This window comes from Methanomassiliicoccus sp. (assembly GCA_033485155.1).
Taxonomy (GTDB): domain Archaea; phylum Thermoplasmatota; class Thermoplasmata; order Methanomassiliicoccales; family Methanomassiliicoccaceae; genus UBA6.
The window spans coordinates 489,186-516,125 of the sequence record JAWQJJ010000002.1 but is presented as its reverse complement, the minus strand read 5'-3'; the positions used below and the strand labels follow the sequence as shown (position 1 = coordinate 516,125).

At 56.7% G+C, this 26,940-nt stretch carries 30 protein-coding genes and 2 tRNA genes; 13 read left to right on the top strand and 19 right to left on the bottom strand.

Annotation, left to right across the window (positions count from 1 at the left end; translation table 11 throughout):
• Nucleotides 1-615: hypothetical protein (locus SA339_05550; protein ID MDW5562673.1), on the bottom strand; the 615-nt coding region annotated here is incomplete at its 3' end.
• Nucleotides 616-1,639: 1,024 nt separating this feature from the next.
• Here SA339_05550 and SA339_05545 point away from each other — a divergent pair.
• Nucleotides 1,640-2,176, top strand: a complete 537-nt coding sequence (locus SA339_05545) for a hypothetical protein (protein MDW5562672.1) — start codon at nucleotides 1,640-1,642, stop codon at nucleotides 2,174-2,176.
• A gap of 86 nt (nucleotides 2,177-2,262) precedes the next feature.
• Here the strand turns inward: SA339_05545 and SA339_05540 are convergent, their stop codons facing one another.
• Nucleotides 2,263-2,424, bottom strand: coding sequence for a hypothetical protein (locus SA339_05540; GenBank protein ID MDW5562671.1), 162 nt, complete (start codon nucleotides 2,422-2,424; stop codon nucleotides 2,263-2,265).
• Between SA339_05540 and SA339_05535 the strand changes: the two genes are divergently transcribed.
• The gene (locus SA339_05535; protein ID MDW5562670.1) at nucleotides 2,402-4,129 is read left to right on the top strand and encodes a histidine kinase N-terminal 7TM domain-containing protein; all 1,728 of its coding nucleotides are present in this window, start codon (nucleotides 2,402-2,404) and stop codon (nucleotides 4,127-4,129) included. The genes SA339_05540 and SA339_05535 overlap by 23 nt on opposite strands.
• A 107-nt stretch (nucleotides 4,130-4,236) precedes the next feature.
• Here SA339_05535 and SA339_05530 read toward each other — a convergent pair.
• From SA339_05530 to SA339_05480, 11 genes are all read right to left on the bottom strand, one after another.
• Nucleotides 4,237-4,332: transfer RNA gene (locus SA339_05530), tRNA-Arg, on the bottom strand.
• Between the two features lie 52 nt (nucleotides 4,333-4,384).
• Nucleotides 4,385-5,221, bottom strand: a complete 837-nt coding sequence (locus SA339_05525) for a pyrroline-5-carboxylate reductase dimerization domain-containing protein (protein ID MDW5562669.1) — start codon at nucleotides 5,219-5,221, stop codon at nucleotides 4,385-4,387.
• Between the two features lie 91 nt (nucleotides 5,222-5,312).
• Nucleotides 5,313-5,579, bottom strand: coding sequence for a 30S ribosomal protein S27ae (locus SA339_05520; protein ID MDW5562668.1), 267 nt, complete (start codon nucleotides 5,577-5,579; stop codon nucleotides 5,313-5,315).
• 10 nt (nucleotides 5,580-5,589) lie between these two features.
• Nucleotides 5,590-5,916 carry a hypothetical protein gene (locus SA339_05515; GenBank protein MDW5562667.1) on the bottom strand — a complete coding sequence of 109 codons (327 nt, stop codon included), beginning with the start codon at nucleotides 5,914-5,916 and terminating at the stop codon, nucleotides 5,590-5,592.
• Nucleotides 5,913-6,362 carry a GTP-dependent dephospho-CoA kinase family protein gene (locus tag SA339_05510; protein ID MDW5562666.1) on the bottom strand — a complete coding sequence of 150 codons (450 nt, stop codon included), beginning with the start codon at nucleotides 6,360-6,362 and terminating at the stop codon, nucleotides 5,913-5,915. The genes SA339_05515 and SA339_05510 overlap by 4 nt, the downstream gene beginning before the upstream one ends.
• A gap of 73 nt (nucleotides 6,363-6,435) precedes the next feature.
• Nucleotides 6,436-6,621, bottom strand: coding sequence for a transcription elongation factor subunit Spt4 (gene spt4, locus SA339_05505; protein MDW5562665.1), 186 nt, complete (start codon nucleotides 6,619-6,621; stop codon nucleotides 6,436-6,438).
• Nucleotides 6,618-7,184, bottom strand: coding sequence for a DNA-directed RNA polymerase (locus SA339_05500; GenBank protein MDW5562664.1), 567 nt, complete (start codon nucleotides 7,182-7,184; stop codon nucleotides 6,618-6,620). Before SA339_05500 ends, spt4 begins: the two co-directional genes overlap by 4 nt.
• 120 nt (nucleotides 7,185-7,304) lie before the next feature.
• Nucleotides 7,305-9,497: a sodium-translocating pyrophosphatase gene (locus tag SA339_05495; GenBank protein ID MDW5562663.1), complete on the bottom strand. Its 2,193-nt coding sequence runs from the start codon at nucleotides 9,495-9,497 to the stop codon at nucleotides 7,305-7,307.
• Between the two features lie 135 nt (nucleotides 9,498-9,632).
• Nucleotides 9,633-11,081: a polyphosphate:AMP phosphotransferase gene (gene pap, locus SA339_05490; protein ID MDW5562662.1), complete on the bottom strand. Its 1,449-nt coding sequence runs from the start codon at nucleotides 11,079-11,081 to the stop codon at nucleotides 9,633-9,635.
• A 2-nt stretch (nucleotides 11,082-11,083) separates the two neighbouring features.
• A complete protein-coding gene (locus SA339_05485; protein MDW5562661.1) occupies nucleotides 11,084-11,740 on the bottom strand; it encodes a DUF47 family protein in 657 nt (218 codons plus the stop codon).
• Nucleotides 11,737-12,783 (bottom strand): inorganic phosphate transporter, encoded by a 1,047-nt coding sequence (locus SA339_05480; protein MDW5562660.1) that lies wholly within the window; start codon nucleotides 12,781-12,783, stop codon nucleotides 11,737-11,739. Before SA339_05480 ends, SA339_05485 begins: the two co-directional genes overlap by 4 nt.
• A gap of 166 nt (nucleotides 12,784-12,949) precedes the next feature.
• Between SA339_05480 and SA339_05475 the strand changes: the two genes are divergently transcribed.
• From SA339_05475 to SA339_05460, 4 genes are read left to right on the top strand one after another with little or no spacing between them, the layout of a single operon-like run.
• On the top strand, nucleotides 12,950-13,648 hold the full coding sequence (locus tag SA339_05475; GenBank protein ID MDW5562659.1) for a hypothetical protein: 699 nt from the start codon (nucleotides 12,950-12,952) through the stop codon (nucleotides 13,646-13,648).
• Entirely contained in the window at nucleotides 13,645-14,289 is a 645-nt protein-coding gene (locus SA339_05470) for a thymidylate kinase (protein ID MDW5562658.1), read from the top strand. Before SA339_05475 ends, SA339_05470 begins: the two co-directional genes overlap by 4 nt.
• 58 nt (nucleotides 14,290-14,347) lie before the next feature.
• Nucleotides 14,348-15,289, top strand: a complete 942-nt coding sequence (locus SA339_05465) for a deoxyhypusine synthase (GenBank protein ID MDW5562657.1) — start codon at nucleotides 14,348-14,350, stop codon at nucleotides 15,287-15,289.
• Nucleotides 15,286-16,284 carry an isocitrate/isopropylmalate dehydrogenase family protein gene (locus SA339_05460; protein ID MDW5562656.1) on the top strand — a complete coding sequence of 333 codons (999 nt, stop codon included), beginning with the start codon at nucleotides 15,286-15,288 and terminating at the stop codon, nucleotides 16,282-16,284. The genes SA339_05465 and SA339_05460 overlap by 4 nt, the downstream gene beginning before the upstream one ends.
• Here SA339_05460 and SA339_05455 read toward each other — a convergent pair.
• Nucleotides 16,247-16,789, bottom strand: coding sequence for a hypothetical protein (locus tag SA339_05455; protein MDW5562655.1), 543 nt, complete (start codon nucleotides 16,787-16,789; stop codon nucleotides 16,247-16,249). The genes SA339_05460 and SA339_05455 overlap by 38 nt on opposite strands.
• Before the next feature lie 146 nt (nucleotides 16,790-16,935).
• Here SA339_05455 and SA339_05450 point away from each other — a divergent pair, with 146 nt between their 5' ends.
• Complete coding sequence (locus tag SA339_05450) at nucleotides 16,936-18,426, top strand: trehalose-6-phosphate synthase (GenBank protein MDW5562654.1); 1,491 nt, start codon at nucleotides 16,936-16,938, stop codon at nucleotides 18,424-18,426.
• Between the two features lie 59 nt (nucleotides 18,427-18,485).
• On the top strand, nucleotides 18,486-18,935 hold the full coding sequence (locus SA339_05445) for a DUF3795 domain-containing protein (protein MDW5562653.1): 450 nt from the start codon (nucleotides 18,486-18,488) through the stop codon (nucleotides 18,933-18,935).
• Nucleotides 18,936-19,260: 325 nt separating this feature from the next.
• On the opposite strand, the gene SA339_05440 is transcribed toward SA339_05445, so the two are convergent.
• Both SA339_05440 and SA339_05435 read right to left on the bottom strand, forming a co-directional pair.
• On the bottom strand, nucleotides 19,261-19,407 hold the full coding sequence (locus SA339_05440) for a hypothetical protein (protein ID MDW5562652.1): 147 nt from the start codon (nucleotides 19,405-19,407) through the stop codon (nucleotides 19,261-19,263).
• A gap of 234 nt (nucleotides 19,408-19,641) precedes the next feature.
• Complete coding sequence (locus SA339_05435) at nucleotides 19,642-20,439, bottom strand: FkbM family methyltransferase (protein ID MDW5562651.1); 798 nt, start codon at nucleotides 20,437-20,439, stop codon at nucleotides 19,642-19,644.
• A 190-nt stretch (nucleotides 20,440-20,629) separates the two neighbouring features.
• Between SA339_05435 and SA339_05430 the strand changes: the two genes are divergently transcribed.
• The 4 genes from SA339_05430 (at nucleotide 20,630) to SA339_05415 (ending at nucleotide 23,904) form a co-directional block, all read left to right on the top strand.
• Nucleotides 20,630-22,177, top strand: coding sequence for a helicase-related protein (locus SA339_05430; GenBank protein ID MDW5562650.1), 1,548 nt, complete (start codon nucleotides 20,630-20,632; stop codon nucleotides 22,175-22,177).
• Between the two features lie 87 nt (nucleotides 22,178-22,264).
• On the top strand, nucleotides 22,265-22,669 hold the full coding sequence (locus SA339_05425; GenBank protein ID MDW5562649.1) for a pyridoxamine 5'-phosphate oxidase family protein: 405 nt from the start codon (nucleotides 22,265-22,267) through the stop codon (nucleotides 22,667-22,669).
• A gap of 107 nt (nucleotides 22,670-22,776) precedes the next feature.
• A tRNA-Leu gene (locus tag SA339_05420) sits at nucleotides 22,777-22,863 on the top strand.
• A 162-nt stretch (nucleotides 22,864-23,025) separates the two neighbouring features.
• Nucleotides 23,026-23,904 (top strand): tyrosine-type recombinase/integrase, encoded by an 879-nt coding sequence (locus SA339_05415; protein ID MDW5562648.1) that lies wholly within the window; start codon nucleotides 23,026-23,028, stop codon nucleotides 23,902-23,904.
• A gap of 653 nt (nucleotides 23,905-24,557) precedes the next feature.
• Here SA339_05415 and SA339_05410 read toward each other — a convergent pair.
• From SA339_05410 to SA339_05400, 3 genes are all read right to left on the bottom strand, one after another.
• A complete protein-coding gene (locus tag SA339_05410) occupies nucleotides 24,558-24,779 on the bottom strand; it encodes an SDR family NAD(P)-dependent oxidoreductase (GenBank protein MDW5562647.1) in 222 nt (73 codons plus the stop codon).
• A gap of 19 nt (nucleotides 24,780-24,798) precedes the next feature.
• The gene (gene heR / locus SA339_05405) at nucleotides 24,799-25,569 is read right to left on the bottom strand and encodes a heliorhodopsin HeR (GenBank protein ID MDW5562646.1); all 771 of its coding nucleotides are present in this window, start codon (nucleotides 25,567-25,569) and stop codon (nucleotides 24,799-24,801) included.
• A gap of 109 nt (nucleotides 25,570-25,678) precedes the next feature.
• Nucleotides 25,679-26,095 (bottom strand): fasciclin domain-containing protein, encoded by a 417-nt coding sequence (locus SA339_05400; GenBank protein ID MDW5562645.1) that lies wholly within the window; start codon nucleotides 26,093-26,095, stop codon nucleotides 25,679-25,681.
• Nucleotides 26,096-26,390: 295 nt separating this feature from the next.
• Between SA339_05400 and SA339_05395 the strand changes: the two genes are divergently transcribed.
• Nucleotides 26,391-26,903 carry a fasciclin domain-containing protein gene (locus tag SA339_05395; GenBank protein MDW5562644.1) on the top strand — a complete coding sequence of 171 codons (513 nt, stop codon included), beginning with the start codon at nucleotides 26,391-26,393 and terminating at the stop codon, nucleotides 26,901-26,903.
• The last annotated feature ends 37 nt before the right edge of the window (nucleotides 26,904-26,940 follow it).

Genomic DNA, 26,940 nt, shown 5'->3' with positions numbered 1-26,940 from the left:
GATCACCATATTGGTGCAGTTCGCGAGGTTCATGGGATTGTTATCAGAGGTGGTGGACCTCTCCTCGCCAGTACCATCCCAATTCCCCCCCTGGACCTCGAAGCAGGTCTGGTTCTCGGCGGCCAGCAGATATCCGGTCTCGTCGCTTCCCCATGTGACCGTTCCGTTCAGCACCAGGATGGTATAGCTGGGAATGTGGATCGTCTCGGTGATGATGAAATCGCCTTCTAGCAGGACGGCTTCTTTCGCCGTCCTCTCCGACGTCATTGAGTCAAGAGCGGTCTGAATGGCTGCGGAAGCATCATCGCCGGTATAGAATGGCACACCATCGGTATCGGTCACGTTGTAGGTGCCGTTATCGTTCGTAACGGTATAGTTGTACACTAGTGTGGATATGGGGGTCGGGGCGATCGAAGTGGTCGTCGTCGGTATGGTTTGCCCTGTTATTGTGGGGGCGAAGGCCGAATACAGGACGGCGATGACCATTATGAGGGCCACTATAGCCACCACGGCAATAATCAGCTTTCTGGGGCCGCGCCTCTTCTGATGCTGGACGAGATGTGGTTCGATGGAGGGAAGAGGCAACGATGACTCCTCTGTCGGGTTGTCCGTCATTACCAGACGCCCCCGCAGATCGAGCCGGACGTGGTCTCTCGATTCATCTCAGCGCCACAACTCATATTATGCCTCATTTTTCATTCTTTTTATTTAATTATTTAGGTGAGTATCATGATAATAAAGGAATCCTACGTTTTTCCTCGATCGATAACTCATGACTACCAAGACCTTTGGCCACGAAGGCCATCATTTTCTTTAGTTTTTCCCTCCTCCCCTGCGACTCATCTTGAGTTACAAAACCCATATGGATGGGGTGAGCCATTATCCTGATGATCAGAGCGATCGATTGGATGTTGGCGATTATTGGAGATCGCCCCCGTCTTCAGGGACGAACATTTGATCGGGGTCGATACGGAGCGGCATTGCGGAACGGCCATAACTCCTCCGCACGATATGCCCACGAGAACGGAATATTAACGTCCGTCCACTCAATCCAAAACGTCAGCGCTGGACTTTTAGACAAGGCGTCTAAATGATCCTTCTTCAGGGATCGTTCACGATCGAATCTCCACCCTGACCTCTCAAACCTTAGGCGAACGGCCTTGATCCACAAGAATGTGACCTAACCATCACCATCCTTCCGCCCAGTTAATCCGTGATATTCAGATCCTCGCAACTTCATCGCTCAGATCGCGGACGCAGTAGTGAGCAGATATAACCTTAATGATTCTTTATTCTTGGATAGATAGAGGTCCTTGTTGTCGTTAGAACCCTTGGCTACATCGTGCGATAGGTTGCGTGGGAAAATTATTCCCGATGCATAAGCTCCTACCAGCACAACGGCGACAACGATAATCAACGCAGTTATCCATTTCTTATTTTCCATTTCCCCACTTTCTGGACTCTTGCGAGTTCAGGAGCATGCATCGTATGAGGCAGTATATACGACTTTATCTTAACTAGCTTATATTTTGCTCATGCCTCTTTCCTGCGATTCGTGATGATACACAGCATGCGATGCTGATTTTCAAAAGAATGTGTTCTTATTCCAACGGATCATTCAGTGCATGGTGGGATAAGAGTGAAGACGATCACTGGAACACTGGTCGTTATCTCGATTGTGTTCCTCTTCCTGTTCACTGCCCTCGCTATAACCCATCCCTTCAACTACCGATATGATGATGTGCCAACCCCACAGTCATCTCCACTTGGTGTTGATGATGTCCACCTGCCAGTCGAGAAAGGGCACGATCTCGCCTATGTGAACGTTAATCACTCGATGTACCTCAACCTGACCGACTTCAGAGAAGCGGCGTTATACGGTAAGAACGTTACCTGGGATATTGCCGGGACGAATGTAACCTTCACCTTGATCGCTACCCCAGGATCCAATGGTCAAGATGATGGAACTCTGTTCGAGAGTCTGACAGTGGAGAACGCTTCTGAAGTAAACGGCATCATAACATCATCGTATGCATGGTTTACGGTCAAATCGGCCGACGCCCATACAGTCTGGTACATCAGACCGTACGATGGTACAGGAGCATCAGGATACTATGCCGTCTTCACCGATGATGACTATACCTTTCACCCGATTTTCGTGGATCAGATGTATTGAAGATTGCTCTTTTACTCCACTCTAACTCCACCCCTCCATGATGATCCCTTGAAAAGTGCAAGTCTATAGTAACTCTGGCTAAATCATCATTCAACGGCAGTGTCCTTGAAGACCATAGCCCATCCTGTACGGCTGTCTGTTTGTTCTCTGCTCGGAAAGAAGTTGTTTTCACTCATTAACATTGAGTTGAATAATATTATATTTCCTAGAACTGGTGCCAGAACAGTGCTGGATATCTCCCTGGTCATCATGGGCCTCGTTCTCACGGCGATCGCCGTTTCGCTAGCGGGAATGGTCTGGGGGAGGAGTCGCAGGGATTACCGGAGGCCATTCACGCTTCTTATGATGTCCCAGCTGGTAATCTTGTGGGGCTACACCATGGAGGTCGCCTCCGAGGCAATGGATACCAAGCTGTTGTGGAACAACATTGAATACGTTGGATATGCTGGGGCCATAGCCTCGTTCTTCCTGTTCTCCGTGCAGTACTCGAGGAACGTTAAGACCGACCGTCGGTTGCTGGCAGCTCTTGGGGTTCCGTCGATTCTGGTGGTCCTGGCCGTCGTTACCAACCCAATGCATCATTTATTCTATCTGAGTACAGAGGTATCCTCCGACTACTACCTGTCATTTCATGCTGACTATGGGCCCTTCTTCTACGCCTACCTCGCGTATGCTGCAGTGATCCTGCTCGCCGGGATCATATATCTCGCCATCACCTTAGTCCGTACCTCCAATGCTCACCGCACCAGAGTGGGAATCACATGTCTGGCAGCAGTCATAGCCGTGGCTCCGGTGTTCATCAATTTCGCTGCATTGTCCACAGTACCAGGGGGTGTTGTCTTCACCTCCGGCTTCCTCGCCGCAGACCTTCTTTTGTTCTTGGGAGCGTTCAGCTTCGAGATCTTCTCCATGGTGCCGTTCGAGTTCACCCGGCTCTGGAGCGTTTCACCGAACGGGATCCTCATCCTTGATGACGAAGATACCCTCTTGTACCTGAACCCTGCCGCCGAGTCCCTCTGCCAGAGGAAGGCGACCCCGTATGAGGACAAAATCCTGGACCTTCTTCCAGCTTTTCCCCAAGACGTACTCTCCGGCAAGAAAGAGACATCTGCATCATTGGAAGAGGTCCACGAGATCGTCCCCGGGCGGCTGTTCGATGTGACCATGCTACCGATCGTCGACTACGCCGGCCGGCTGGTGGGAAAATCAATCACACTTCGGGAAATCACAGCACAGCGCAGGGCGGAGGCCGAAGCCCAGACTGCCAAGCGCACCCTGGATCTTATGAACACGATTACCAGGCACGATGTGCTTAACCAACTGACGATCATCGAAGGCCACCTGGCCCTCGCAGGTAGCAAGTGTGATCAGGTTGGGGTAAAGAAACATATCGATGCCAGCTATCAGGCTGCCTCCAATATCCAGAAGCTCATGCAGTTCGCCCGCGACTACCAGGAGATGAGGAGGCGAACCCCAGTGTGGCAGGACCTCGAGGAGAAGATCAGGAGCGCAGCGTCGACCCTGGACCTCAAGGAAGCGCGCCTCAATGTGGACACCAAGGGGGTGGACATCCTAGCTGACCTCCTTTTAGAGAAGGTGTTGTACAATCTCATGCAGAACTCTATAGTCCACGGAGGGAAGGTGCAGAGCCTGGCATTTGCGGTGAAAGAGGAGGGGGATGGCATCTATGTCGTCTATACCGACGACGGGAAAGGCATTAGTGAGAACATGAGACCTTTGCTGTTCACCAAGGGCGGGGGAACCGACAGTGGTCTCGGACTCTTCCTTTCCAAGGAGATACTTGGGCATAGTGGGATGACCATCATCGAGGACGGAATATCGGGACAGGGGGTGAGGTTCGTCATCCACGTTCCAAGGGGAAGCTTCCGATACCCGATACTTGTTCCATCCATGGTCGAACCGGCGATGCGGTCATCCTCTCTATCAACCTAGGTGGCAGCAACAAGCCAGCAAGCGGCTCAAGATGCCGTACAAAAACTAGCTTAATAACCGCACAAGAACCTTCTATTGACAAACAGATATCTGGGTATAGAGAAAGGCGGACCCGGGGGGATTCGAACCCCCGTTCGAGGCTTTCCCTGGACCGAAAGGGTCCACCGGAGGCCTCAGTGATATCCAAGCTACACTACGAGTCCCAGCTATCTGATGGAAAAGGTGTTAATAAAGATTGCCTGACCAGAGCTGCATTCACAGACGCTTTCCTTCGTCGGAGTCGGTATCAGCTATGGGCCTCGTTACCTCTGCCCTCTTCCGCCGGGTGGCGGCAAACATGCGGTCGAAGGTCCCGGGCAGCTCGCTCTCCAGTACCCTAAGGCCCTGCTCGGTGATGCCACCCCTGGTGGCGACCCTCTCCACCAGCATGGCGGGGGACCGCCCCCTGTCAGCCAGTACTAGGGCGGTACCCAGCATGGTCTCCGCCACCATGTCCATGGCCTCCCGGGGATCGATGCTCCCGGACCGCGCCCCAGACGCCGCTAGCTGATCCATCATCATGGCCAGCAGGCCAGGGCCACAACTGGTGAGATCGGTGCAGATACCGAACTGATCCTCCGGCAGCACCTTGACTCGGCTGGACCGGGAGAATAGTGACTCCAAGGCATTGGCTTGAGCGGTCGACACTTTCCGGCCGTGAGAGATGAGGGTGAACCCCCGACCGGTCTCGATGGTGACGGATGGAATCACCTTACTCACCGGCCCGCCATACTCTGCTTCCAGGTCGTTGATCCAGACCCCTCCGTTGATTGTAATGAGATGGACCCCTCGAACAAGGGACTCGCGAACCTCAGCCAGGACCTGGGGAACGATAGGGCTGTGGACGCAGATGAACGCCGCATCCACCCCTTGTACCGCCTCGCCCATAGATGCCGCGATGCTGACTCCGGGGAATTCCGAACGCAACCCATCTAGGCGCCCGGCGGTCCGATTGTAGACCTTGACCTCGCACTCCTTGAGAGAGCCGTCGTGGAGGAGGGCATTGACCACCGCGCTCCCCATGTTGCCATAGCCGATGAATCCGCACCGCATTTCAGTGGGCCGGAGTCATTACCTCTATTTATGGATGGACCCAGGGGCGCTGGAGAAGAAAAGAGATATGGAAAGGGGGTTTGGAAAGGGATTACTTCTTGTTCTTGAACTCGGTGTAGCCGCACTTGCCGCAGGCGTTGCGGTCCTTGTGCTCGGCTAGGAACACACCTGGGCCGCACTTGGGGCAGTTCCGGCCCTTGCGCTCGAGCTTCCCGCCTTCGACAGAGTACTTGTCCTTCTTGGAGGTGGCCTCGCTCTTGGCCGGTGCGCCCTTCTTGGCAGCGCCCTTACCGGCGTCCTTCTTTCCCTCGGGCTTCTTGTCCGCCGCTCCGGCGGCCGCCTTCTCATCCTTTGCCATCTAGATCACCTCACTTCTTCTTCTTGGCCACAGTCTTGGGCTTCTTGGCCTTCTTCTCAGCTAGTCCGTTGCGGACCAAGACAAAGTTCTTCTCATGGGTCTTGGCGCCCTCGACAGAGCTGTAGACGTTAGCGTTACCCTCGCTGGCACCGGTGCCGTACTTGGAGGCCATGTTCGAAACCACTACGCGCTCCTTCTGCACGCCCATGGAACCAGCCAGGGCGGTGCGCACGGCATCCCGGTTGGGGGAAGCTTCCCCGTTGTGCTCGGTCTTGAACTTGACCTCGAACCGGTCCATGGTCTTGTTCTCGTTCTTGCTGACGATCTCTAGCTTCAATTCAATTCCTCCATCGAATATATCATAGACCTGGCCTGGCACCTGGCGTCCTCGTCGACCCTGAGCATGGCCATGCCCTTACCGGGCACACCATAAATCAGGCAGGAGCCTGGAGGAGCCATTGCCACGCAGGCCAATGCGGCCAGGTCCTCCTCGCCCTCGACCAAGAGCTTCGTTGGAACGTTGCGATCAAGAGCCAGCGCGATCTCCCGCACCAGCTCGGTGGTTATCTGCCCCGCTGGGTTCGCGACCTTGGCGCTGACCCCTTTCATCCGATCGAGCTTGGTCGCTAGAGAGGTGTACGACCTGCGCTCGGTCATGAGGTCATATATGACAAGGTCCGGCTCGAAACCGTTATCCAGCAGAGTGAATGATACCATATCGCCCACCGCCAAAAGGAGCTGGCATCCTTCGGTCTGGGCCCGGAGGTCCTTGAGATCGACCATCCGACCAAAACCGGAAGCCAGCTGTTCCCTCATATTTTCGGGTAACCGCCATCCTCTGCGGGGACACCGCAGTTCAGCGCACCTTGAGGGCGAATTTTCCGTTGACATTGATACCCATCCGCTTGGCGATCTCCGACCGGGTGTGGTCCACGATGATCACGTAGCCCTGCCAGTCCCTGGAGGTCGGGTTGTTGCACAGAGGGCAAGTATCTTCCTCGGTTATGAAGCTGCAATGTTTGCACGCCTTCTGCAGCTTCATGCCGCACCTCCGCTCGTCTTCTTCCTTTCCTCCTCGATCCATTCAATCTTGCCGAGGCCGGGCTGCCTCATGGTGAGGCCGATCTTGGATTCGCGAGGACTTCTCTCGTTGAGGCTAAGAGCGACGATACGGGCCCGCACCTTGTCCCCGACCTTCAGGTCACGCTTGGTGTCCTTGCCCAGCAGCCTGCCGTTCTCGGAGTCGATATCGATGCGATCGTCCATTATCTGGCTTATATGAAGCAATCCATCCAGCGGCCCGAACCTGACGAAGGCACCGAACTTTAGGACCTCTACCACGGTCCCCTCGATGACCTCCTGCAACTGGGGGCGGAAAATGATGCTGTCGAACTTGACCTTCTGATAGATCGCGCCGTCACCGTGGACGATGCGCCCCTGTCCCACCGGTTCGACGTGGGATACAAGAAGGGTGAGCGAGTCAGAACCCTCGATCTTGCCCTCGAAGGACTCCCAGCTCAGCTGGTTTATAACGTCAGTGAGGTCCTCGCCCAGCCGCTCCGGCGGGATGCGCACGACCTTCTCCTTCGTTGTCAATAGATACATAGCGTGGCCTCGAACGATGATTGTGGGATAAGCCAACTCGTATATAAAGCTGAGGTTTCTCGATATATATTACAAATATGCTGGATGAAATGAAAAAGAAAGGGTTTGGAATTCATCATCTTACATGATGATGAACAGCCCGGCGAAGACCAGGGTGATGGTGGAGAGTAGCTTCACCAGCACGTGCAGGGACGGACCGGCGGTGTCCTTGAAGGGGTCACCGACGGTGTCACCGACGACCGCAGCGGCGTGAGCGGGGCTCTTCTTACCGCCGTGGTGTCCGGTCTCCACGTATTTCTTGGCGTTGTCCCAGGCACCGCCACCGTTGTTGAGAACGGTGGCCATGAGGATACCAGCGATGGTGGCGACCATCAGGAACGCGCCGACCGCCTGGACCGCGATCTGGTTGGTCGCGTCGGGGTAGGCGTAGCGCCAGATGAGGCCGACGGCCACCGGGACCACGACCGGCAACATGGCCGGGAGGACCATGGCCTTAAGGGCACCCTTGGTTGAGATGTCGACGCACAGGGCGTAGTCGGGCTTCTCCGTTCCGGCGAGGATGCCGGGCTTCTCCTTGAACTGCCTCCTGACCTCGTTGATCATGTCGTAGGCAGCCTTGCCCACGGCGCGGATGGCGAGGGAGGAGAACAGGAAGACCAGCATGGCGCCGATCAGAGCAGCAGCGAATACCGGGGGCTGGGCGATGTCGACCTTGAAGACATCCAGCAGGGGCAGGTCCAGCTTGACCGCTACCTCTTGGAAGTAGGCAGCGAACAGCAGGTAAGCGGCGAGGGCCGCAGAGCCCATGGCGTACCCCTTGGTGAGCGCCTTGGTGGTGTTGCCGACCGCATCGAGCCTGTCGGTCCTGACGCGGATCTCCTCGGGCTGCTTGGACATCTCACAGATACCACCAGCGTTGTCGGTGATGGGTCCGAAGGTATCCATAGCGAGGACAAAGGCGGCGGTGGCGAGCATACCCATGGTGGCGACCGCGGTACCAAACAGGCCAAAGATGAACTCGGCGTTAGCTATGTTGGTTCCGGCAGGCATGGCCACATAGTGGGACGCATCCTGGCCCAGGAAGTAGGCGGCCAGAAGGGAGATGGCGATGGCGATGATAGGCATCGCGGTGGTCTCCAGACCGATTGAGAACCCGGTGATGATATTGGTGGCCGGGCCGGTCTCAGAGGCCTTGGCGATCTCACGGACCGGCCTGTACTCGCCAGCAGTGTAGTATTGAGTGATGTACACGATAGCGATGGACAGAACGATACCAATGATCCCGCAGACGAAGAATTGCCAAGCTCCGAGCATCTGGTCGGTGATGATGTAGAAACCGATGGCGCCAAGAATGGCCGAGATATAGTAACCACGGTTGAGGGCCTTCATCGGCTCCTCGCTCTCGTTCCTCAGCTTGACGGTCATGATCCCGATAAGGGAAGTTAGCAGACCGAAGGCACGTACAACCAGCGGGAAGAATACCCAGTCAATGTTACCGGTGATACCAAAGATGGCGGCACCGAGGATCATCGCACCGATGTTCTCGGCGGCGGTGGATTCGAACAGGTCAGCACCACGACCGGCGCAGTCGCCGACGTTGTCGCCGACGAGGTCAGCAATGACGGCGGGGTTACGGGGGTCATCTTCGGGAATACCGGCCTCGACCTTGCCGACAAGGTCAGCACCGACATCGGCGGCCTTGGTGTAGATACCTCCGCCCAGTTGGGCGAACAGTGCAGCAAAGGACGCACCGAAGGCGTAGCCAACGGCAAGGTTCAGGGTCTCCACCACTTGCCAGGACTGAACGGTGTAGCCAGTCGGCACATCGGCAATGTTGGGAGTGGGGACAACAAAGAACAGGTATAGGAAGAAGATGCCCGCCACACCCAGAAGGCTGAGGGCAACCACGGCGATGCCGGACACAGCGCCGCCGCGGAAAGAGGTCTGGAGCGCCTCGTTAAGGGTCCTCCTCGCCGCGCTGGCCGTCCGGATGTTGCTGTTCACCGACACGTACATGCCGATGTAGCCGGACAGGGCGGAGAAGAAAGCACCCAGAAGGAACGCGATGCCGACCTCCATTCTTATCCCGATAGCGATGATTATTCCTACAATCACGCTAATGATAGCAATCGTCTTATACTGGCGGGCCAAATAGGCCATAGCCCCTTCGCGAATGGCGTCCCCGATGGCTTTCATGTCCGGGGTGCCAGTGTCCTTCCTGAAGATATACCGTGTCAGGAGGTACGCGACCAAAAGGCCAATTACGCCAGCTATTGGTATTAGATATACCCAGGCGTCGATCTCTATAGCCATAATTAGAACCTCTCTCAGGTTGGGGGGCATAATTAAGATTCATCTATATATTGATTCTTAGCCCAAGAATAACGTCTGACTCAGGGCTGGCTATCAATTATTCGAGATACAAATATCATTTTACGAAATAACTCGTCAAAGCGCCCGCTCCACGGCATCGACGATCGTCCTGATCGTCTCCACCCGGGAGTGGTTCTTGTCGTTGGACGCGATCACCGTCCACGGAGCATGGGCGGAGGAGGTCCTTTCGAGCATCTCGTCGATGGCCTCGGTGTACCGGTCCCATTTCTCCCTTGCGGCCCAGTCGTCGGCGGTAATCTTCCAGGTCTTCCGCGGATCGTCCACCCGCTCTATGAACCTCTTCAGCTGGGTCTCCTTGTCGACCTCCAGCCATAGCTTCACCACGATGGTCTCGTTATCCACTAGCCATCGTTCGAATTCATTGATCTCCCGGTAGGCCCTTCTCCAGTTCGCCTCCGGGGTCAGCGCCTCCACCCGCTCCACCAGCACCCTCCCGTACCACGAACGGTCGAAGATGCTCATGTGTCCGGGCAGGGGCAGGCGGCGGTAGAAACGCCATAGGTAATGATGCGCCAGCTCCATATCGTCCGGCGCACCCGTCGGCACCACCTCATAGGTCCGGGGGTTCATGGCCTGGGCCAGCCGGTTAATGTTGCCGCCCTTGCCCGAAGCGTCCCGGCCTTCGAACACCACGACCAGCCGCTTCTTCTTGCGGAAGAGTTCACATTGAGCCTCCCGAATCTTGTTCTGAAGCTTGTCTAACCGGTCCTTGTAATCATCGTCGGAGAGCTTGACGGAGAGATCGATCTTGGCCCGTGGAGATGTACCCATGACCGCTCCCGGCACCGTCTCCTTCACCGCCGGTCGGGTCAGCGCCGTCTCCAGCCGATCGACGATGTTGCGCAGGACCTTGACCTCAGCATATTCCGGGTCATCGGACTCTACGATAATCCAGGGAGCATGGGCGGTATCGGTGCGCTGCATGATCTCCTCCAGCAGAGGGAGGTGCTTTCGGAATAGCCTCTCTGAGTCCAGGTCCTCGGTCAGAAGGCCACAGGCCTCGGGGGATGCCTTATGGCTAGACTTGCGGTCCTCCGTCTTGCTGGTGTGCAAGAATAGCTTGATGATGACCGTTCCGTCATCGGCGAGAAGCTCCTCGAACCGATTGATATCATCGATCATCTCCTGGGGCAGGCTCTTGCACTTGCCCTCGTCGAGGCACTCGGTGACCGTTCGGGAGTACCAAGAGCGATCGAAGATGGCAATGCTCCCCCTCCACGGGGTCCGCATCCAGAACCGCCATATGAACGGCATCTGCCTCTCCAACCGCTCGGGGGCGGTGGTATTTTGATAGGAGAAACCGCGAGGGTCCAGAGGCAGCAGGACCTTGTTGATAACCGAGGCCATGCTCATCGGTTCCCAGCCTTCGAAGACCACCATCGCGGGGATGCCCGCGGCGTGCACCCTCCGCTGCAGCTCCCCCAGCTTTTCCTTGAGAGGAGGCACGACAGCCTTGTACTCCTCCTTCTTCATCTTCTTGGACAGATCCACCGCGTCGAACATGCCTACCCCATCTCCACGATAATACGGTGCAGGATGTCGATAGTAATGCTCAGCGCCCGACCAGCGTCCTTGAGATGGTGGTAAACCTCTCGCTTCTTCATCGCCTCGATCGGGTCACTGCTGGAGAACACGACAGCCAGGTCAGCGACGTAGGTCTTCTCGATCTCGCTCTCGTTCCTCCTCATCTCTCGGATCATGGCTTGAGCCCGGGCGGGATCCTTGGGCATGATCATGACCGCATCCTTGACCATCTCGGTCCCCCGCTGAAGGGCGGCGGCCATGTTCTTGGTCGGCTTGTCGGGGGCCACCCCGAAGGCCCTCATCTCCACCGCGGTGGACAGGCAGAAGTTGAGGATGTTGTCCATCTGCCTTGAGAATGAGTATATGTCCTGTCTGTCAAAGGGGGTGGAGAACGCTTCTAGAAGCAGGCCCTCCATGTACCGGCGGGCATCGTCGGCCTGCCGCTCGATCTCCTCTACCTCGGTCGGCGGATGGGAAAGATCACCCTTGATCATCCAGGCGTTCAGCGCCCTCACCCCCGCTTCGGTCAGCTCGGCCTGGTGGAACAACATTCCCAGGAAATCGTATTTCGGGGGGAAGATGGAATCGAGCAACTTGCCTTTCTCCTTGTTCTTGCTGCCTTCCATGACCTTCCTCAACCTCCCAAGAGCAACCTGAGGATATTAAACAGGAGCGCCGACACCATCGCCGAGGCGGGGATGGTCAGCAACCATGAGATGACCATATGCTTCCCCACCGACCACTGGACCATCTTGACACGTTCCCCCGCCCCCACCCCCATGACGCTGGATGCGACGACCTGGGTCGACGATACTGGCGCACCGGCAGCCGTGGACAGAAGGATCGTGCACGATGACGCCAGCTGGGAGTCCAGGCTGTCGATGGCCTTGATCGGGTATATCTTACGGCCCAGGGTCTTCATGATCTTCCATCCTCCCCCGATGGTGCCCATGGCGATGGCGATGGCTGTCAGCAATCGGACCCATAGAGGTATCTCCTGGGCGGCGATGAGGCCACCGGAGGCCAGGGCGATGGCGATGATGCCCATCTGCTTCTGACCGTCGTTGGCCCCGTGAGCGAAGGCCAGGACCGCTGTGGTGACATACTGGGCACGGCGGATAGGGCGGTTAATAGATTGCTTGGCGTTCCTCAGGGCGATCATGCTCCCCCGCTTGACCGCGAACCCGGCGGCGAAGCCGATGGCCACCGAGAGCACAAGGAACAGAAGTACCTTTACCAGGCCGACGACCTGCCCCGATGACAGTTCGGCGAAGCCCCAGTCTATGCTACTCGCGCCCGCTCCGGCCACCCCGGCGCCCACCAGCCCACCGACCAGGGCGTGGGTGGATGAAGAGGGCAGTCCGAACCACCAGGTGATGATGTTCCAGGATGCCGCGCTCAGCACCGCGGAAAGGAGGATCTGGACGAAAAGGTCGGGGTCACTGACGGTGACCAGGTTCTCGATGGTGAAAGCCACCGCGCTCCCCCCCAGCATCACTCCGAGGAAGCCGAAGGCGGCCGAATAGACCACTCCTGTGCGGGGGGTGGCCGCCCGGCACGCCACCATCGTGGCCACGGTGGCGCTGGAATCCTGGAAGCCATTGGTGAAAGCGAAGAACAACGTCACTATGACCACGGCGACGATCAGGAGAGCCATCTCGATCAGGGTTACACCGTCCACTGGATGCTGCGGATTCTATTTTACCTCTTGCCGCCGGTTCCCTGGTAGCGTCACCAACGGGCTCAAGCTGCCTACTGGTCAGTTTGATGAGTCCGATAAGATATAACTACTGACAGACCGTTCTCCGCGAGACATGTTGAGCACTGGGGACATCTTAGGTCTCTTGATGGTGTACGGTTACGTCATCCTGGTCGTGGTCATCGCCACTCTGGCCAAGAGGAGATGGCCGGATGGGAGCGGTTTCCGCAAGGTCATCCACATCCTGGTCGGCAATATCGTTCTGTTCTGGTGGGTCTTTGATTCCCGGTACGTCATGGCCTTCCTGGCCGCGGCCCCTTTCATCTTCATGCTCCTTCTCCTTACCCCCCACTCTCCGGTCCGCAGGCTCGACAACACCTTCCTTAAGATGGCCAGCGCTGAGGGGCATGGATATGGCCTGGTGTTCTACGCGATCTCCTGGACCATCTTGGCCTTCGTGCTGTTCGACGACCGCCTGGTGGCCAGCATCGCCATCGTCGCCATGTCTTACGGCGACGGGATCGGCGGCCTCATCGGCAAGCGATATGGCAGGCGCAAACTCAGGGGGAACAAGAGCTACATCGGCACCGCGGCGGTGGCCGGGGGGACCTTCGGGGCAACCCTGGCCGTAATTAGCTTCTATACTTATCTCGGCGGATTCATACCCACTCTCAACGTCTTTCCGTACACCATCTCGGAAGCGATCGCCCTCTCCGCCCTGGTCGGAGCGTTCGTGGCGTTCGTAGAGCTGTACTCGCCCGGCGAGTATGACAACCTCATCGTCCCATTCCTAACCGCCGGACTGGTGCTGGCAGTGCAATACTTGCTGGAGGCGGGCGTCCCGTGAAGCGTTGGATTGTAGTCGACGGCCTCGATGGATCGGGCAAGAGCACGGTGGCAAGATGGATAAAGGAGCACTACGAGGCCAGGGGGGACCGCGTGTACGTGCAGGTGCACCCCTCCGACCGCCGGGCCGGGCGCATGTCCAGGCGGGCCCTCCAGGAACGAGGACCGATAATGTTCGTGATATCCACCGCGTTCTACGTCCTGGACGTCCTCATATCGGTGGCCAAAATTAGGACAGAGTATGAGAAGTATGACGATCTGGTGTTCGTCCGCTACCTCATGGGAACCGCGTACCTCCCCAAGCGGTTCGCCCGGCAGGGGTACGATGTCTTCGCCAAGGTGCTGCCGGTCCCGGAGAGGTTGTTGCTGGTGGACATCGATCCGGAGAAAGCCTTGCACCGCATTGCGCAGCGGGATGACCGGGAGGAGATGTTCGAGAACCTCCCCGCGCTGAACAAGGGTCGGGAGAAGATCCTCATGCTGTCCGAAGGGTGGAGGGTGCTGAACAATAACGGTGACGAGGCCTCCACCCGTCAGCTCCTGAACGAGCAGCTGGAGAGCTGGGACCGGGTGCTGGGGCCGGCAAGCGAGGGGTCGGGCACGGGCCCAGCCTCGACCGAGGGCGGCTTGACGTCCGGTTGATGCCAATTTATATCTAGGCCCATGGAATTGCTTTCCACCCTCTAATGGAGATCATCATATGAAAGCAAAGAGACCGGTCAAGGATATCAAGTACGAATCGGGCATGACGGTCGACGCGCTCATGGTCCAGCTCAGGCAGTCTGGGGGCTTCACCGGGAGGAAGATGTCAGAGGCGGTGGACATCATGGAGAAGATGGTACGGAAGGATGGGTGCACCACATTCCTCTCCTTCCCGGCCTGCATCATGGCCACCGGGACCCGGGGAGTCATCGTCGAGTTGGTCAAACGGGGCCTGGTCGACGCCATCATCACCACCTGCGGGACTCTGGACCACGACCTGGCAAGGACCTGGAAGAGCTACTACCATGGAGATTTCCTCATGGACGACGTGAAGCTCCACCAGGAGGGACTGAACCGGCTGGGGAACGTGTTGGTGCCCAACTCCAGTTATGGCGTGGTGCTCGAGAGGAAGCTGGGCCCGATGTTCAAGGAGATCCTCAAGGACCGTGACTCTATATCCACCCGCGAGATCGTGGACCAGGTCGGGGCTAGGATCGACGACGAGGATTCGCTCGTGCACTGGTGCAATCGCAACAAGGTCCCCATGTTCATCCCGGGGATCACCGATGGGTCCTTCGGCAGCCAGCTGTGGATGTACTGGCAGGATCACCGCAAGCTCAAGGTCGATCTCTTCCAGGACGAGCAGGACCTCATGGATATGGTCTTCGACGCCAAGGAGAGCGGGGCCCTCATGATCGGAGGGGGCATTTCCAAGCATCACACCATCTGGTGGAACCAGTTCCGCGGCGGCCTGGACCACGCGGTGTACCTGACCACCGCCGTGGAGTACGATGGCTCCCTGTCCGGGGCGCAGGTAAGGGAGGCCGTCTCGTGGGGCAAGGTCAAGGAGAACGCTGACCACGTGACCGTGGAGGGCGATGCCACCATCACCCTGCCGTTCATTGTAGCTAGCCTGCTAGAGAGGCTGGACCGGCGATGAAAAAGGTAACGGTGATCCCCGGGGACGGAATAGGCCCCGAGGTCATCGCTGCCGCTCTTGAGGTGCTGCGGGCGGTGGACGCTCCCCTGGAGATGGCGGAGGCAGGTATGGGCCTATCGTGCTTCCAGGCGACTGGATCCTATCTCCCGGAGGCAACGATCGAGCTCCTCCGGGGGAGCGATGCCGCCATCTTCGGAGCGATAACCTCCCCGGTCACCTATGATCCATCGTACCGTTCCCCCCTCCTCTACCTTAGAAAAAGCTTCGATCTCTATGCCAACATCAGGCCGGTGCGCCGATGGCACCCCTCCATTGGGTTGGTCGACCTCGACACGGTCATCGTGCGGGAGAACACCGAAGGGATGTACACCGGCGTGGAACGGGAGGACGAGGAAGGCGTGGTGACAGAGAGGCGGGTCACCCGAAAAGCTTGCCAGCGCATCGTGGATAGGGCGATCTCGGTCTGTCGGGAAAAGGGTCTTGGGAGCATTACCTGCGTGCACAAGAGCAATGTCCTCAGGAAGTCCGATGGCATGTTCCGGGAGATCTTCCGGGAGCAGGTGAAAAGCACAAACCTGGAGGCCAGGGATCTTCTGGTTGACGCCGCGGCGGCGGCCATGGTCCTACAGCCCCGTAAGCTGGAATGCCTGGTCACCCTCAATCTTTACGGTGACATTCTATCCGATGAGGCCGCTGCCTTGACCGGGGGGCTGGGCTTCGCCCCATCTGTCAACCTGGGCGACCGCTTCGCACTCTTCGAACCGACCCATGGGTCTGCTCCCGACATCGCCGGGCGGGACCTAGCGAATCCAACGGCGGCGATCCTCTCGGCGGCAATGATGCTCCGGTACTTGAAGATGGGGGCGAAGGCCGATCGGATCGAAGGCGCGGTGACCGAGGCCCTGGGCCAAGACATAAGGACCGCCGACGCCGGCGGACTGATGGGCACTCGCGAGTTCACGAAGAGGTTCGTAGAGGTCCTATCAACTTTCTGAAGGAGCTTACTCCGGGAAGCTCGCTGGCCCATACCTTCAAACGTTGTGCCTCCCACAACAGGAGGCCGTTGAGGGTCGTACCGGGAACGGTCCTGCGCCGTTCCCTGAGCTCCAATCCGACAAGGGCCACGACCAGCAGGCCCAGGAACAGGAACTCGGGGATCGACATCACCCCCAGATAGTTCATTTGGGCATAGTCCATGGCGAGGTGGGCGCCCCAGGCTACGAACGGCAGCGCATACTTGTACGAGATGGAAAGCGGGCCGATCAGCACCACCGCCTCGGGGCTGTGGAACATGCTCTTCCATTGAATGTTAGTGGCCATCGCGGCCTTGTAGTCCATGGAATGAGATATCCCCTCCCGAGCCACGAACTCGACCATTCCAAAGGTGTGGTCGAGGTCGATGAACACTCCGAACAGCAGAACCGCAAAGGCATTGTTGCGGTCCAGACGAAACAGAGAGATGAGCACGAGGGCCAAGGCCAGGTGGGTCACAGCGAGCATTTGACGTTTCACCACCCTGACAAGGACATAATAACGTTATCTGTCTGTTATCCTTATTGATAATTAATGATTCCAATGGGATGATAACGGGGCCGAGGAAACTGCCATGTTAAATACCCGTGGCTTGGCTATTGGAACTGGGTCCAATGAACAACAACAGGATTGTCCTGATGTCGAACCGGGAACCATACATACACGAACGGACCAAGAGAGGGATCCGATGTCGGGTACCGACCGGAGGGTTGGTGGCGGCGTTGGACCCCGTGATGCGGTCCACCGGGGGGACCTGGATCGCCTGGGGAAGCGGGAGCGCGGACATGGAGACGTCCGACGCCGGTGGCAAGATCCTCGTTCCGCCCGAAAATCCTTCGTACGTCCTGAGGAGAATATGGCTTACCACCAAGGAGGTGGCCGATTACTACTATGGGTTCAGCAATCGGGTCATATGGCCGGTGTGCCACATGTTCCAGGAGAACGCTCTGTTCGAGAAGGATTATTGGGAGACGTACAAGAAAGTGAACGCCAAGTTCGCGGCTGCGGCGGTCGAAGAGCTGGGCGAGGACCGACGCCTGTGGGTGCAGGACGTCCACTATTGCCTAGTACCCTCCATGGTGCGGGAAGCGTTACCGGATGCCAATATCGCCCTGTTCTGGCACGTCCCGTTCCCCTCGGTAGAGACCTTCTCCTGCATACCGTGGAGGAAGGAGCTGCTCAAGGGGCTGCTGGGCTCTGACCTCATAGGATTCCATACCTCTGCCTACTCGGCCAATTTCCTTGCCACCATCAAGCGGGAGTTCCCGGAGGCATCGGTCACTGATTCGGCGGTGGAGCTCGCCGGACGGGTCACCATGGTCAAGCCCTTTCCCCTGGGGATCGATTATGATGAGTACATGGCCCGTGGCAAGAGCGAAAGCATCAGACGTAGGGCGGCCAGGTTGCGCCGGCGGATGGATATACCACACGTGATATTCGGGGTCGACCGCCTGGACTATACCAAGGGCATCTTGAATCGCTTCCTCGCTTTCGAGCGGTTCTTGGAAAGCAATCCCAAGTTCATCGGCAAAGTGTCGTTCATCCAGGTCGCATCCCCCACCCGCGAGGTCATCACCGAGTACCGGGAAATGAAGAGACAGGTCGAGGAGACCGTGGGTAGGGTTAACGGGCGGTTCCAGCAGCCGAACTGGACGCCGATAATCTACATGAACAGATACGTCACACCGGATGACTTGATGATGTACTACATGATCGCCGATGTGGCCATGATCACCCCGGTGATCGACGGGATGAATCTGGTGGCCAAGGAGTACATTACTCTGAACGACCAGGGGGTTCTCATCCTCAGCGAGTTCGCCGGGGCCAGCGAGGAGATGGGCGCCGCCCTGATCGTCAATCCATACGACGTGGAGATGAGCGCCAAGGCCATCCTCAGGGCGCTCACCATGACTCCGGAGGAACGCAGCAGGCATGTTCAGGCCCTGAGGTCAGTGATCAAGAAGCACGATCTCTACTGGTGGCTGGATACCTTCATGAAGGAGTGGGGCCTCGACGTAAGCTCCCGGGACTTCCACCAGAGAACGATCGCCAAGGAAATGGAAACAGAACAGTCGGGAGACGAAGTCGGTAAGCCATCCTCCTAGAACCGTCACCTGGTTGCGAAAGGTTCAAACACCGAGGCGAAGCTTGGGGTCCGAGCAACATGTCAGAATCTAACGATCGGACCTCTTACTGTGGCCTTTATTGCGGCGATTGCATCCCTCACGACAAACGGGTTTTCCTCGCGGTAGAGGAGCTGAAGAAGGCGCTGGACGAGGTACAGTTCGACCAGTATGCGTACCTCCGTTCCCAAGCTTACGGTAAGCTCCTAGACTATCCCATTTTCATACGGGTGCTGGATGAGATCGAGGCGATCGAGTGCAAGGGTCCCTGCGCCACCGGCGGAGGAAAGAAGGTATGCATCATCCGGGACTGCGTCAAGCAGAAGGGTTACCGGGGATGCTGGGAGTGCGGGGACAGCGCGAAATGCATGAAGCTGGCGGCCCTGAAGCGGTTCCACGGAAAGACCATTGAGCATAATCATCAGATGATCCGGGAGCACGGCATCGAGAACTGGGCTGAAAAGAGAGGAAGGCACTACCCGTGGCGGTGAACCGCCCGGGCTACCCTTCGAACCTAATCATCATTTCTTCGCTCGGATAAGCGACCGTTCTTGCTTTTTGTGAGCGCCTGGAAGCTGGACAGGCCCCGTGGTAGGACCATCGGGTCGACGTTCTTGAACTCCCTAATCCACTGGTTGAAGGTCGGCCAGTCACCATTTCGTCGATCTCCAGCATGCCAATGTCCTCCAGCTTTCGAGCTACTGCTCAGTCGATAATGAAGATCGGACCTGCTCCCGGGGTAATCGCTACGTCCCTCTGGCCCCAGACTTGGGATGGATTAAAAGGAGATCGGGATATCGCCGACCAGCGACCCCTTCACTTCTTCTTGGGCTTCTTACGCGGCATGGCACGCTTTCTCATCATCTCGCCATGAACATCTTCCATATGCTCATCGAGTTCGTAGAGGGTCTCAAACTTGGCTCCGCACTTCTCGCACTCCGTGTTAATCCGGTTGGTACTCATGGATACATCTCGTCCGTATATCGAGGCCGCTGCTCCGCTCTTCCGCGCAGGAAGACGGATGTCTTGGCCGCGTCATCTCTATTGTCGTCATGCTATTTATCGATACGATTGTAATGCATCCTCTGCCGAACATCGTATCGCCTCATGACCACGACAATCGGCTACGACCTCCGACGACGGTCGGGGGCGAGCAGCATTGTTCGTGGGCTCCTCGAGGGCCGGTTCGTCTCACGGTCATGGATGCTTTACAACAGGGTCTTCGATCCTCTCACGCCCCCTTTTTTCATGTCGCGTCCCCCGACCGTTCCGGTCCTGGCGCTGTTCAAGGACGGCGTACACGTCCCCTGATTCCTCCTGCCCCCTCTGCTCCGCGAGCGCCTCCAGGCAGGAAGCCAGGCTCTCCATCTGAACATATTGCGGCAGGCCGAGCTCCATCGATTCTCCCACCGAGAGGTTGAAGAGATAGGAGCCGAGGGCCGAGAGGAGACGCAGGGACCCGACCGCCGGCTCGATGTACTCGGGAGTATACTCGAAGGAGAGCGCGGGTAGGGGATCACTCAGGCCCTTGAATACCTGAAGCTCGTAACCCTCGGTATCGATCTTGGTGAAGCGGGGAAGGCCATACCTGGCGATGAGCGCGTCCATGGTGATGGTCGGTACCTCCATCTCCTCCTGCCACCGAGAGTCGTCGAACCGACCGCATGACCTCACCCGATCGATCCACTGTTGGCTCATGGAGGAGACCAGGTCGTTGTCGGAGAGACGTATCGATGCGTTCCCCTGGCGCTCGTCCAGCGCTGCCTCCAGGACATCGATGCGAGGGTCAGCACGGAATCTTCTCCGCATGATCTCGGCGCAGTGGGGCTGCGGTTCCACCGCCACCACCCTAGCCCCCAGGTCAAGGAAGAGCTGCGACCGATCCCCATGGTTGGCCCCCACGTCGAAGACCAGGTCACCGGCCCGTATGAACTTGGAGTATAGGGTCAGCATTCTGGGCCGGCGCCGCTGCTGCTCTTCGGAGGTGGCTCTCATAAACGATCCTCATCCCTACACGTAGTTGGAGCCTATCCGCCGCTTCCTCCGCTCCGCCGCTTAATGTTCGATGTTTGGACGACGGTATCCGTGGCAAACGGTCTACCGAAGACGTCCAGATCAACGACCTCACACTGGTATTCGACCCCCTGGCCCAAACGTTTTTGAGCCCTCGGACGTAGGTCATGGCGTGTATGTCGTGCATCCCTTGATACGGCCGGGTTCGATCCAGGAACGGGAGTACCAGGCTACCCTCGCTGATTCGTGTTACTTCTACTCGACCTTGGTCGTACTGCCCACCGGGCTCGGGAAGACTGTGATCGCGCTCAGGGTGATGGCCGAGGTGCTCCATCGCGATGGCGGTAAGGTTCTCCTCCTCGCTCCGACCAAGCCGCTGGTGGAACAGCATGCCGCGTTCCTCGATGATCATCTCGTCGGCAGGTCCGTGGTCCAGTTGAGCGGAGAGGTGCCTCCTGAGCAGAGGGCGGCGGAGTGGAACGGGCACGGAGTGATCGTATCCACGCCGCAGGTGGTCATCAATGACCTCCGAAAGGGGAGGATCGATCTGCAAGGCGTCAAGCTCATCATCTTCGACGAGGCCCACAGAGCCACCGGCCGCTACGCCTACGTGCCTATCGCCCAGGCGTTCGATGCGATCGGGGGCCGGGTGCTGGGTATCACCGCCTCCCCGGGCGGATCCAAGGCGCGGATCAAGGCGGTGTGCGATAACCTCCATGTTCGGCGGATCGAGGCCCGGACGGAGGAGGACGCCAGTATAATGGAGTACCTCCACGAGGTACGAATCGAGACGATGGATGTGGACCTGCCGGAGGGGATCGCCGATGTTTGCGAGGCCCTGCGAAGCATGTACGGTGCGTACATCTCCAAGCTCAACCACATGGGTTTCCTGAAGACCGAGGGTCTGCCCAGGGTCGGATATGTGATCGAGATGAACAAATCCCTGCGGGCCAGATCCTTCGGCAAGAAGAACGGCTACCTGTTCAACGCCCTCAGCCTACAGGCCATGGCCATCAAGGTCGGACACGCCCTCGAGCTTGCTGAGACCCAGGGAGTGACGGCACTGACCTCGTATATGGAGAAATTGAAGACAGAAGCCCAGGGCAGGAAAGGGTCCAAGGCCTCCCAGAGGATCGTCGCTTCTCCCGAGTTCGCACGGCTGGAGGAGATCGTGTCCCGGACCCCTGAGGGACACCCCAAGATTCCCCTGGTCAGAGAGCTGGTGACCTCTCAGCTGGAGCAAAAGGCCGACTCCCGGGTCATGGTCTTCACCAATTACCGTGACTCCTGCGAAATGGTGGCCCGATGCCTCTCGGACATCGGCGGGGCCAGGGTGAGCAAGCTCGTTGGGCAGAGCTCGAGGGCTCACGATAAGGGACAGAATCAGAAGGAGCAGGTCGAGGTCCTCTCGCATCTGCGGTCCGGAAGGATCAACACGGTCGTGGCTACATGTGTGGGCGAGGAGGGGCTCGACGTCGCCAACACCGACCTCGTGATCTTCTACGAACCGGTGCCGTCGGAGATAAGGTCGATCCAGCGTCGGGGCCGCACGGGACGCAGCCGCCCGGGGCGTGTGGTGGTGCTGGTGACCAAGGGGACCAGCGACGAGCCCTCGTTGGTCGCCAGCGATCGGAAGGAGAAAGCCATGAGGCGGAACATCCAAAGGATCAATCGCGAGTGGAGCGAGGGGAGGCCGACGGAGGCCGAGGAGACCGCCTGACCTCGGCCGTGGACCAGCCCGCGTGTGTTCCCCTTGTCGCGGCCGACTTGGTCAAGTGTCAAATAGCCCAAAGGCCGATTCAAGTGCATGGCAAAGCTCACCCCGGAAATGGAGGAATTGCTCAAGTCGACCAAGTATTTCCCTCTGGCCACGGCCTCGAAGGATGGAGAACCGAACGTGGTTCCCGTCGGTTCGGTCTTCCTCATGGATTCCGAGACCATCTGGATCGGAAACCAGTTCATGGACGCCACGGTGAAGAACCTCCAGGAGAACCCCCGAGCCTCGCTGTACGTGTGGACCCAAGGGGTAAAAGGGTGCCTGAAGATCAAGGCGGACGTCGACATCGTCGATGACGGCCCCGATTACGATAAGATGAAGGGGATGGTCAGTGCGAAGCGGGCCGACCTCAAGTGCCGCTCCCTCCTTGTGCTAAAGATCACTGACGTGTTCGAGTGTGCCTCCGGGCCGAGTGCTGGTAAGCGGCTGGTGTAAGCTCCGGACTCGGCGGCGGTCCTAGATTCGGTACATGCAAGGTCCGCAAGGAGGGCCGTTCGCCAGGATAATCTTTATATTTGGTGCCAGTATAAGGTGGCCTACAAGCAGGGGTAGCCAAGCTTGGCCAACGGCGCAAGATTGAGGGTCTTGTCCTTAGTGGTTCGTGTGTTCAAATCGCATCCCCTGCACCACTTTTCCCTTACACTTTTAACTTGCTGGCATTGATAATATTAGCTCTTTTTATATATATATATATATATATATATATATGTCCAGCGAATATAATTCGAATTTCGGGGAACGATGGACAAGATACCCTCGCTTCCAGACTCGCATCCGGGAGTGTATCTGGTATGATAGAAAAAGAAGAAATTGCGCGAATTATGGCACAAGATACAAGGTTTCAGGAATTTGAGGACTTTCGACTATGGCTCCTTGGCGTCAAGGTTCAAGGAGTAAAACAAGCGTACAATAACGCCATGAATCTCAAGGCCCTGTTCCGTAAGAACGCGGTCTATACCATCAATCAAACGGAAGTAAACCGTCTTCTCGCCAAGGTCCGCACCTCGGGATATTCTTCTTCGCACCAACGGCACTTGCTCCAAGCCTTGGAGCTGTTCATCGAGTTCAAGGGCATCCAGGGCATCCAGCCCATCAAGAAGCCCAGGCAAACGCGGAAGATGCCCAGTTATCTACCGATAGAGGAAATGAAAAAGCTCATCGATGGGTGCCGGACCTACCGCCAACTAGCTATAGTCACCCTGTTCATGAAGACGGGACTTCGGCTTGCCGAACTTTGCAACCTCAATATTGGGGATATTGATACCGATAACCGGGTGATTAGGGTTCGCTCGGGGAAGGGTGATAGGGATAGGGAGGTCGATATGGATGACCAGCTCGTACAAATCCTCAACACCTACCGCGTGAAGTACAATATAATCAACGTCAAGCCCGACCACCCTTTGTTCTTATCCGAGAGGAAGCAAAGGATATCTCGGCATGCCGTGGAGGAAGAAATAAAGAAAGTGGGGCAGCAAGCCGGATTCGCGGTCAAGATAAAACCGCACGTGCTACGGCACTCCTTCGCTACCCATTGCACGCAGAACGGGACGGATATCATCTCGCTTCGGGACTTGCTGGGACACGCGGATATATCGACGACGGAAATCTATCTTCATTGCAATAATCCGGCACGGAAGCAAGCATACAACAGGGGTGTTCCCCGGTTCTAAATCTCTTTCCATCTTTTGCTCGAGTGAGGACTCGACCCGTCCGTGTGTTTTCTCTAGGCGGGGCATAGTGGGAGCCGTCCGAAGGGTCGTGGGCGGTGAAATGTTCTTGCAATGAGCGGGTGAAGAATCTCATCTCCCGAGATGATGAGATCGAGCTAGGATGATCAATCGACGGCAGCCGAAAAAACAAGAATTTTACCTTTGAGTGACTCCTATAAGGCGTCGCAACATGTTTCGAAAAAATGTATGGAAGATAGGTTGCCCATTGATTTGGACATTTTTCAAATGGTGGGTGATTTCAAATGTGATCTGAAAAATCTCGATTTTAAGCAAAGTATTATATACCCAACTTTTCACAATGCTGAACTTCGACATGTTTATCGAAATAAAATCTGGAATCTTATGCACTTAGTTCTTGTTCATCATCTTCTGTGCTGACTATCATGGCATGATTGTGGCACATGATCTTGTTTTTCATCTGGAACGGATGATTCGGAAAAAAGGTGGCAATTTACCATCATGTCGATTGTGGGCTAAGTTTTCGATGAGAATGTCGTATGATCTAGTCTGGTGAAGTGATGCGAGTAGGTAGGTGCAGAATGGTACAATTCCTTCGAGGAAGATGCGCATTTGTACATTATGTATGGCTATACTCACCCTATTATGGAATCTAATGAGGAAAGGTCACAGATCATGACCTCGACCGAATCGTTCCCGGTCCGGTCGACGATCTCCTTCCTGGCCCTCGCTCCTTTCTTCGAATCGCGGACCGTCATTACCACCCTGGCTTTCAGGGCGGCAAGGGCGAGAGCGGTCTCCCTGCCTATGCCGGAATTGGCTCCGGTGATGATGCAGACCCTTCCTTGGAGGTCCATCGTATCCCGTACCGTTTTCTTACATCGGCCTAAGCGTCCCGGCGAACACCTGCCATGCGAGTAAGGTCTTCGCGACCAGGCTGAGGATCATGTACACCTTCTCCCCGAAGAGGTAGTCGGCCCACCGGCCTTTCGCACGGTACTGCAGTATCATGTTAAAGGCGAAGGAGAAGAAGGTGATGGCGATGGTCAGGAAGATCCAGTACACGAAGCTGGGGACGTTGCCGTACTGTCCTGCTCCAGCCAGATATATAGCGATGCCGACCCATGGAATAAGGCCGGCGAAGGTACCGAAGATGTACGGGGTCCAGGTGACCTTCGGGCGGTTCTGGTTGATCTGCTCCATGACCAGGCCGAAGAGGTTCATGCAGGCATTGATGCTGAACAGCGCGATGAGGGAGACGACATCATAGATGCCCACGAGCATGGCGATGACCACTATCATGATGGACGAGGAGAACGCGTACTCGAACCACCGGGCCTTGTTGATATGGGCCTTCAGTCCGTCAACGTACCACTGGTAGAACGGCCCAGCCAGCAGGAAGTGGTCGAAGGCCGAGGTGAACAGGAACAGAGCGATGAGAGGAGCGATAGGCAGGGTGAACAGAGTGCTGATTTGAGCCTCTAGCTGACCGGTGGCCGAGTTAAAATGAAGGAAGGAAGCTGTCACCGGCAGGGCGAAGCTGGTCGCTAAAGCTAGTATCGCCAGCCCTTGGACCAGATGAAGGACCAGTAGTGCGGCGTTCCACTTTCTCAAGGCGACGAACTTGGGGTCGGTCTCCGGAACCATAGTATCGGTAATCGATTGAACCCTTGATTATTTAATTTATATCCTCAGTAATAATCTATCATGAGCTATTGCTAATATACAATTGGAAAATGTAAAAAAAGGAATCTGCCTACTTCGGCATTAATACTTTGTCGATGGCGTGGCAGACCCCATTGCTAGCGACAATATCGGCCTGGATGATGTTGGCATCGTTCACCTTCACATGGCGGTGCAGATGCCATCGTGCCGCATCGATCTTGACTTCCTCCCCCTGGACCGTCTTGGCGGTCTTTAGCTTGACCACGTCCGCTGCCATGACCTTGCCCGGGACCACGTGGTACAGTAAGATATTTTTCAACTTGGGAACATCCTTCAACAAACTCTCCACCGTGCCCGCGGGCAGCTTGGCGAACGCCTCGTCAGTCGGAGCGAATACTGTGTACGGTCCAGCCCCCTTCAAAGTATCAACGAGCCCAGCGGCCTGTACTGCAGCGACGAGTGTCTTAAAATTCCCTGCCTGCATGGCCAACTCAACGATGTCCGGCATATTATCATCCCATTATCTGTTATAAGAATAGTTTTTACAACCGATATTAATAGATTTTTCATCAACTCATGCTAGACACCATTGGCCATTGCGGCAGGATTCTTCACACCCAATTACAATCGAGAGATCAATTTAGATAATGGGCCGCATCACAACATGGGTTTGATTATTGCCATATTAATGGTCGATATCCTCAGTTCGACCTTTTGCCAAATTTCCCGTTCCATTATCGCGCAATAAACTAATATCTAAAATTGAAATCATAATTCTCAACAAAGATAATGCAGGAGGACTTATGAAGAAAGGAATGCTAATCGCCATAGCCAGTATGGCAGTGGTCCTCTGCGTTTTGGCCGGTTACGCGGGAACAGCGGCACAAACCACCACTGCACCCAGTAACACCATCGCTCAGACAGCAGAGGAGAATAGTGACCTCAGCACTCTGGTTACCGCTCTGAATGCCGCTGGGCTGGTCGATGCTTTGAACGGCACCGGACCGTTCACCGTGTTCGCCCCGACCAACGAGGCCTTCGCTAAGCTGGACCCTGCTCTTCTGCAAAAGCTGACGACCACCGACGTGGCCACGCTCAAGCAGATCCTGCTGTACCACGTTGCATCAGGAGAGGTGATGGCGGGTGACCTTGAGGACTGCCAACAGATCGTTACCCTGCAGGGTGGAACGGTCACGGTGCACATCATCGGCAGCGACGTGTACATCAACGACGCCAAGGTGATCATCACCGACATCCAGGCGAGCAACGGGGTAATCCACGTCATCGACACCGTGTTGATGCCGCCGGCCTGCTAAGTGAGGCAGAAACCGAACCATGCGGATGGAACCATCC

Coding starts and splice junctions, on each gene's coding strand:
- SA339_05540 (MDW5562671.1), bottom strand. CDS start 2,424: ATGACCAGGGAGATATCCAGCACTGTTCTGGCACCAGTTCTAGGAAAT.
- SA339_05525 (MDW5562669.1), bottom strand. CDS start 5,221: ATGCGGTGCGGATTCATCGGCTATGGCAACATGGGGAGCGCGGTGGTC.
- SA339_05520 (MDW5562668.1), bottom strand. CDS start 5,579: ATGGCAAAGGATGAGAAGGCGGCCGCCGGAGCGGCGGACAAGAAGCCC.
- SA339_05510 (MDW5562666.1), bottom strand. CDS start 6,362: ATGGTCGATCTCAAGGACCTCCGGGCCCAGACCGAAGGATGCCAGCTC.
- spt4 (MDW5562665.1), bottom strand. CDS start 6,621: ATGAAGCTGCAGAAGGCGTGCAAACATTGCAGCTTCATAACCGAGGAA.
- SA339_05500 (MDW5562664.1), bottom strand. CDS start 7,184: ATGTATCTATTGACAACGAAGGAGAAGGTCGTGCGCATCCCGCCGGAG.
- SA339_05495 (MDW5562663.1), bottom strand. CDS start 9,497: ATGGCTATAGAGATCGACGCCTGGGTATATCTAATACCAATAGCTGGC.
- pap (MDW5562662.1), bottom strand. CDS start 11,081: ATGTTCGACGCGGTGGATCTGTCCAAGAAGATGAAGAAGGAGGAGTAC.
- SA339_05475 (MDW5562659.1), top strand. CDS start 12,950: ATGGTGTACGGTTACGTCATCCTGGTCGTGGTCATCGCCACTCTGGCC.
- SA339_05465 (MDW5562657.1), top strand. CDS start 14,348: ATGAAAGCAAAGAGACCGGTCAAGGATATCAAGTACGAATCGGGCATG.
- SA339_05460 (MDW5562656.1), top strand. CDS start 15,286: ATGAAAAAGGTAACGGTGATCCCCGGGGACGGAATAGGCCCCGAGGTC.
- SA339_05455 (MDW5562655.1), bottom strand. CDS start 16,789: ATGCTCGCTGTGACCCACCTGGCCTTGGCCCTCGTGCTCATCTCTCTG.
- SA339_05450 (MDW5562654.1), top strand. CDS start 16,936: ATGAACAACAACAGGATTGTCCTGATGTCGAACCGGGAACCATACATA.
- SA339_05445 (MDW5562653.1), top strand. CDS start 18,486: ATGTCAGAATCTAACGATCGGACCTCTTACTGTGGCCTTTATTGCGGC.
- SA339_05440 (MDW5562652.1), bottom strand. CDS start 19,407: ATGAGTACCAACCGGATTAACACGGAGTGCGAGAAGTGCGGAGCCAAG.
- SA339_05435 (MDW5562651.1), bottom strand. CDS start 20,439: ATGAGAGCCACCTCCGAAGAGCAGCAGCGGCGCCGGCCCAGAATGCTG.
- SA339_05425 (MDW5562649.1), top strand. CDS start 22,265: ATGGCAAAGCTCACCCCGGAAATGGAGGAATTGCTCAAGTCGACCAAG.
- SA339_05415 (MDW5562648.1), top strand. CDS start 23,026: ATGATAGAAAAAGAAGAAATTGCGCGAATTATGGCACAAGATACAAGG.
- SA339_05410 (MDW5562647.1), bottom strand. CDS start 24,779: ATGGACCTCCAAGGAAGGGTCTGCATCATCACCGGAGCCAATTCCGGC.
- heR (MDW5562646.1), bottom strand. CDS start 25,569: ATGGTTCCGGAGACCGACCCCAAGTTCGTCGCCTTGAGAAAGTGGAAC.
- SA339_05400 (MDW5562645.1), bottom strand. CDS start 26,095: ATGCCGGACATCGTTGAGTTGGCCATGCAGGCAGGGAATTTTAAGACA.
- SA339_05395 (MDW5562644.1), top strand. CDS start 26,391: ATGAAGAAAGGAATGCTAATCGCCATAGCCAGTATGGCAGTGGTCCTC.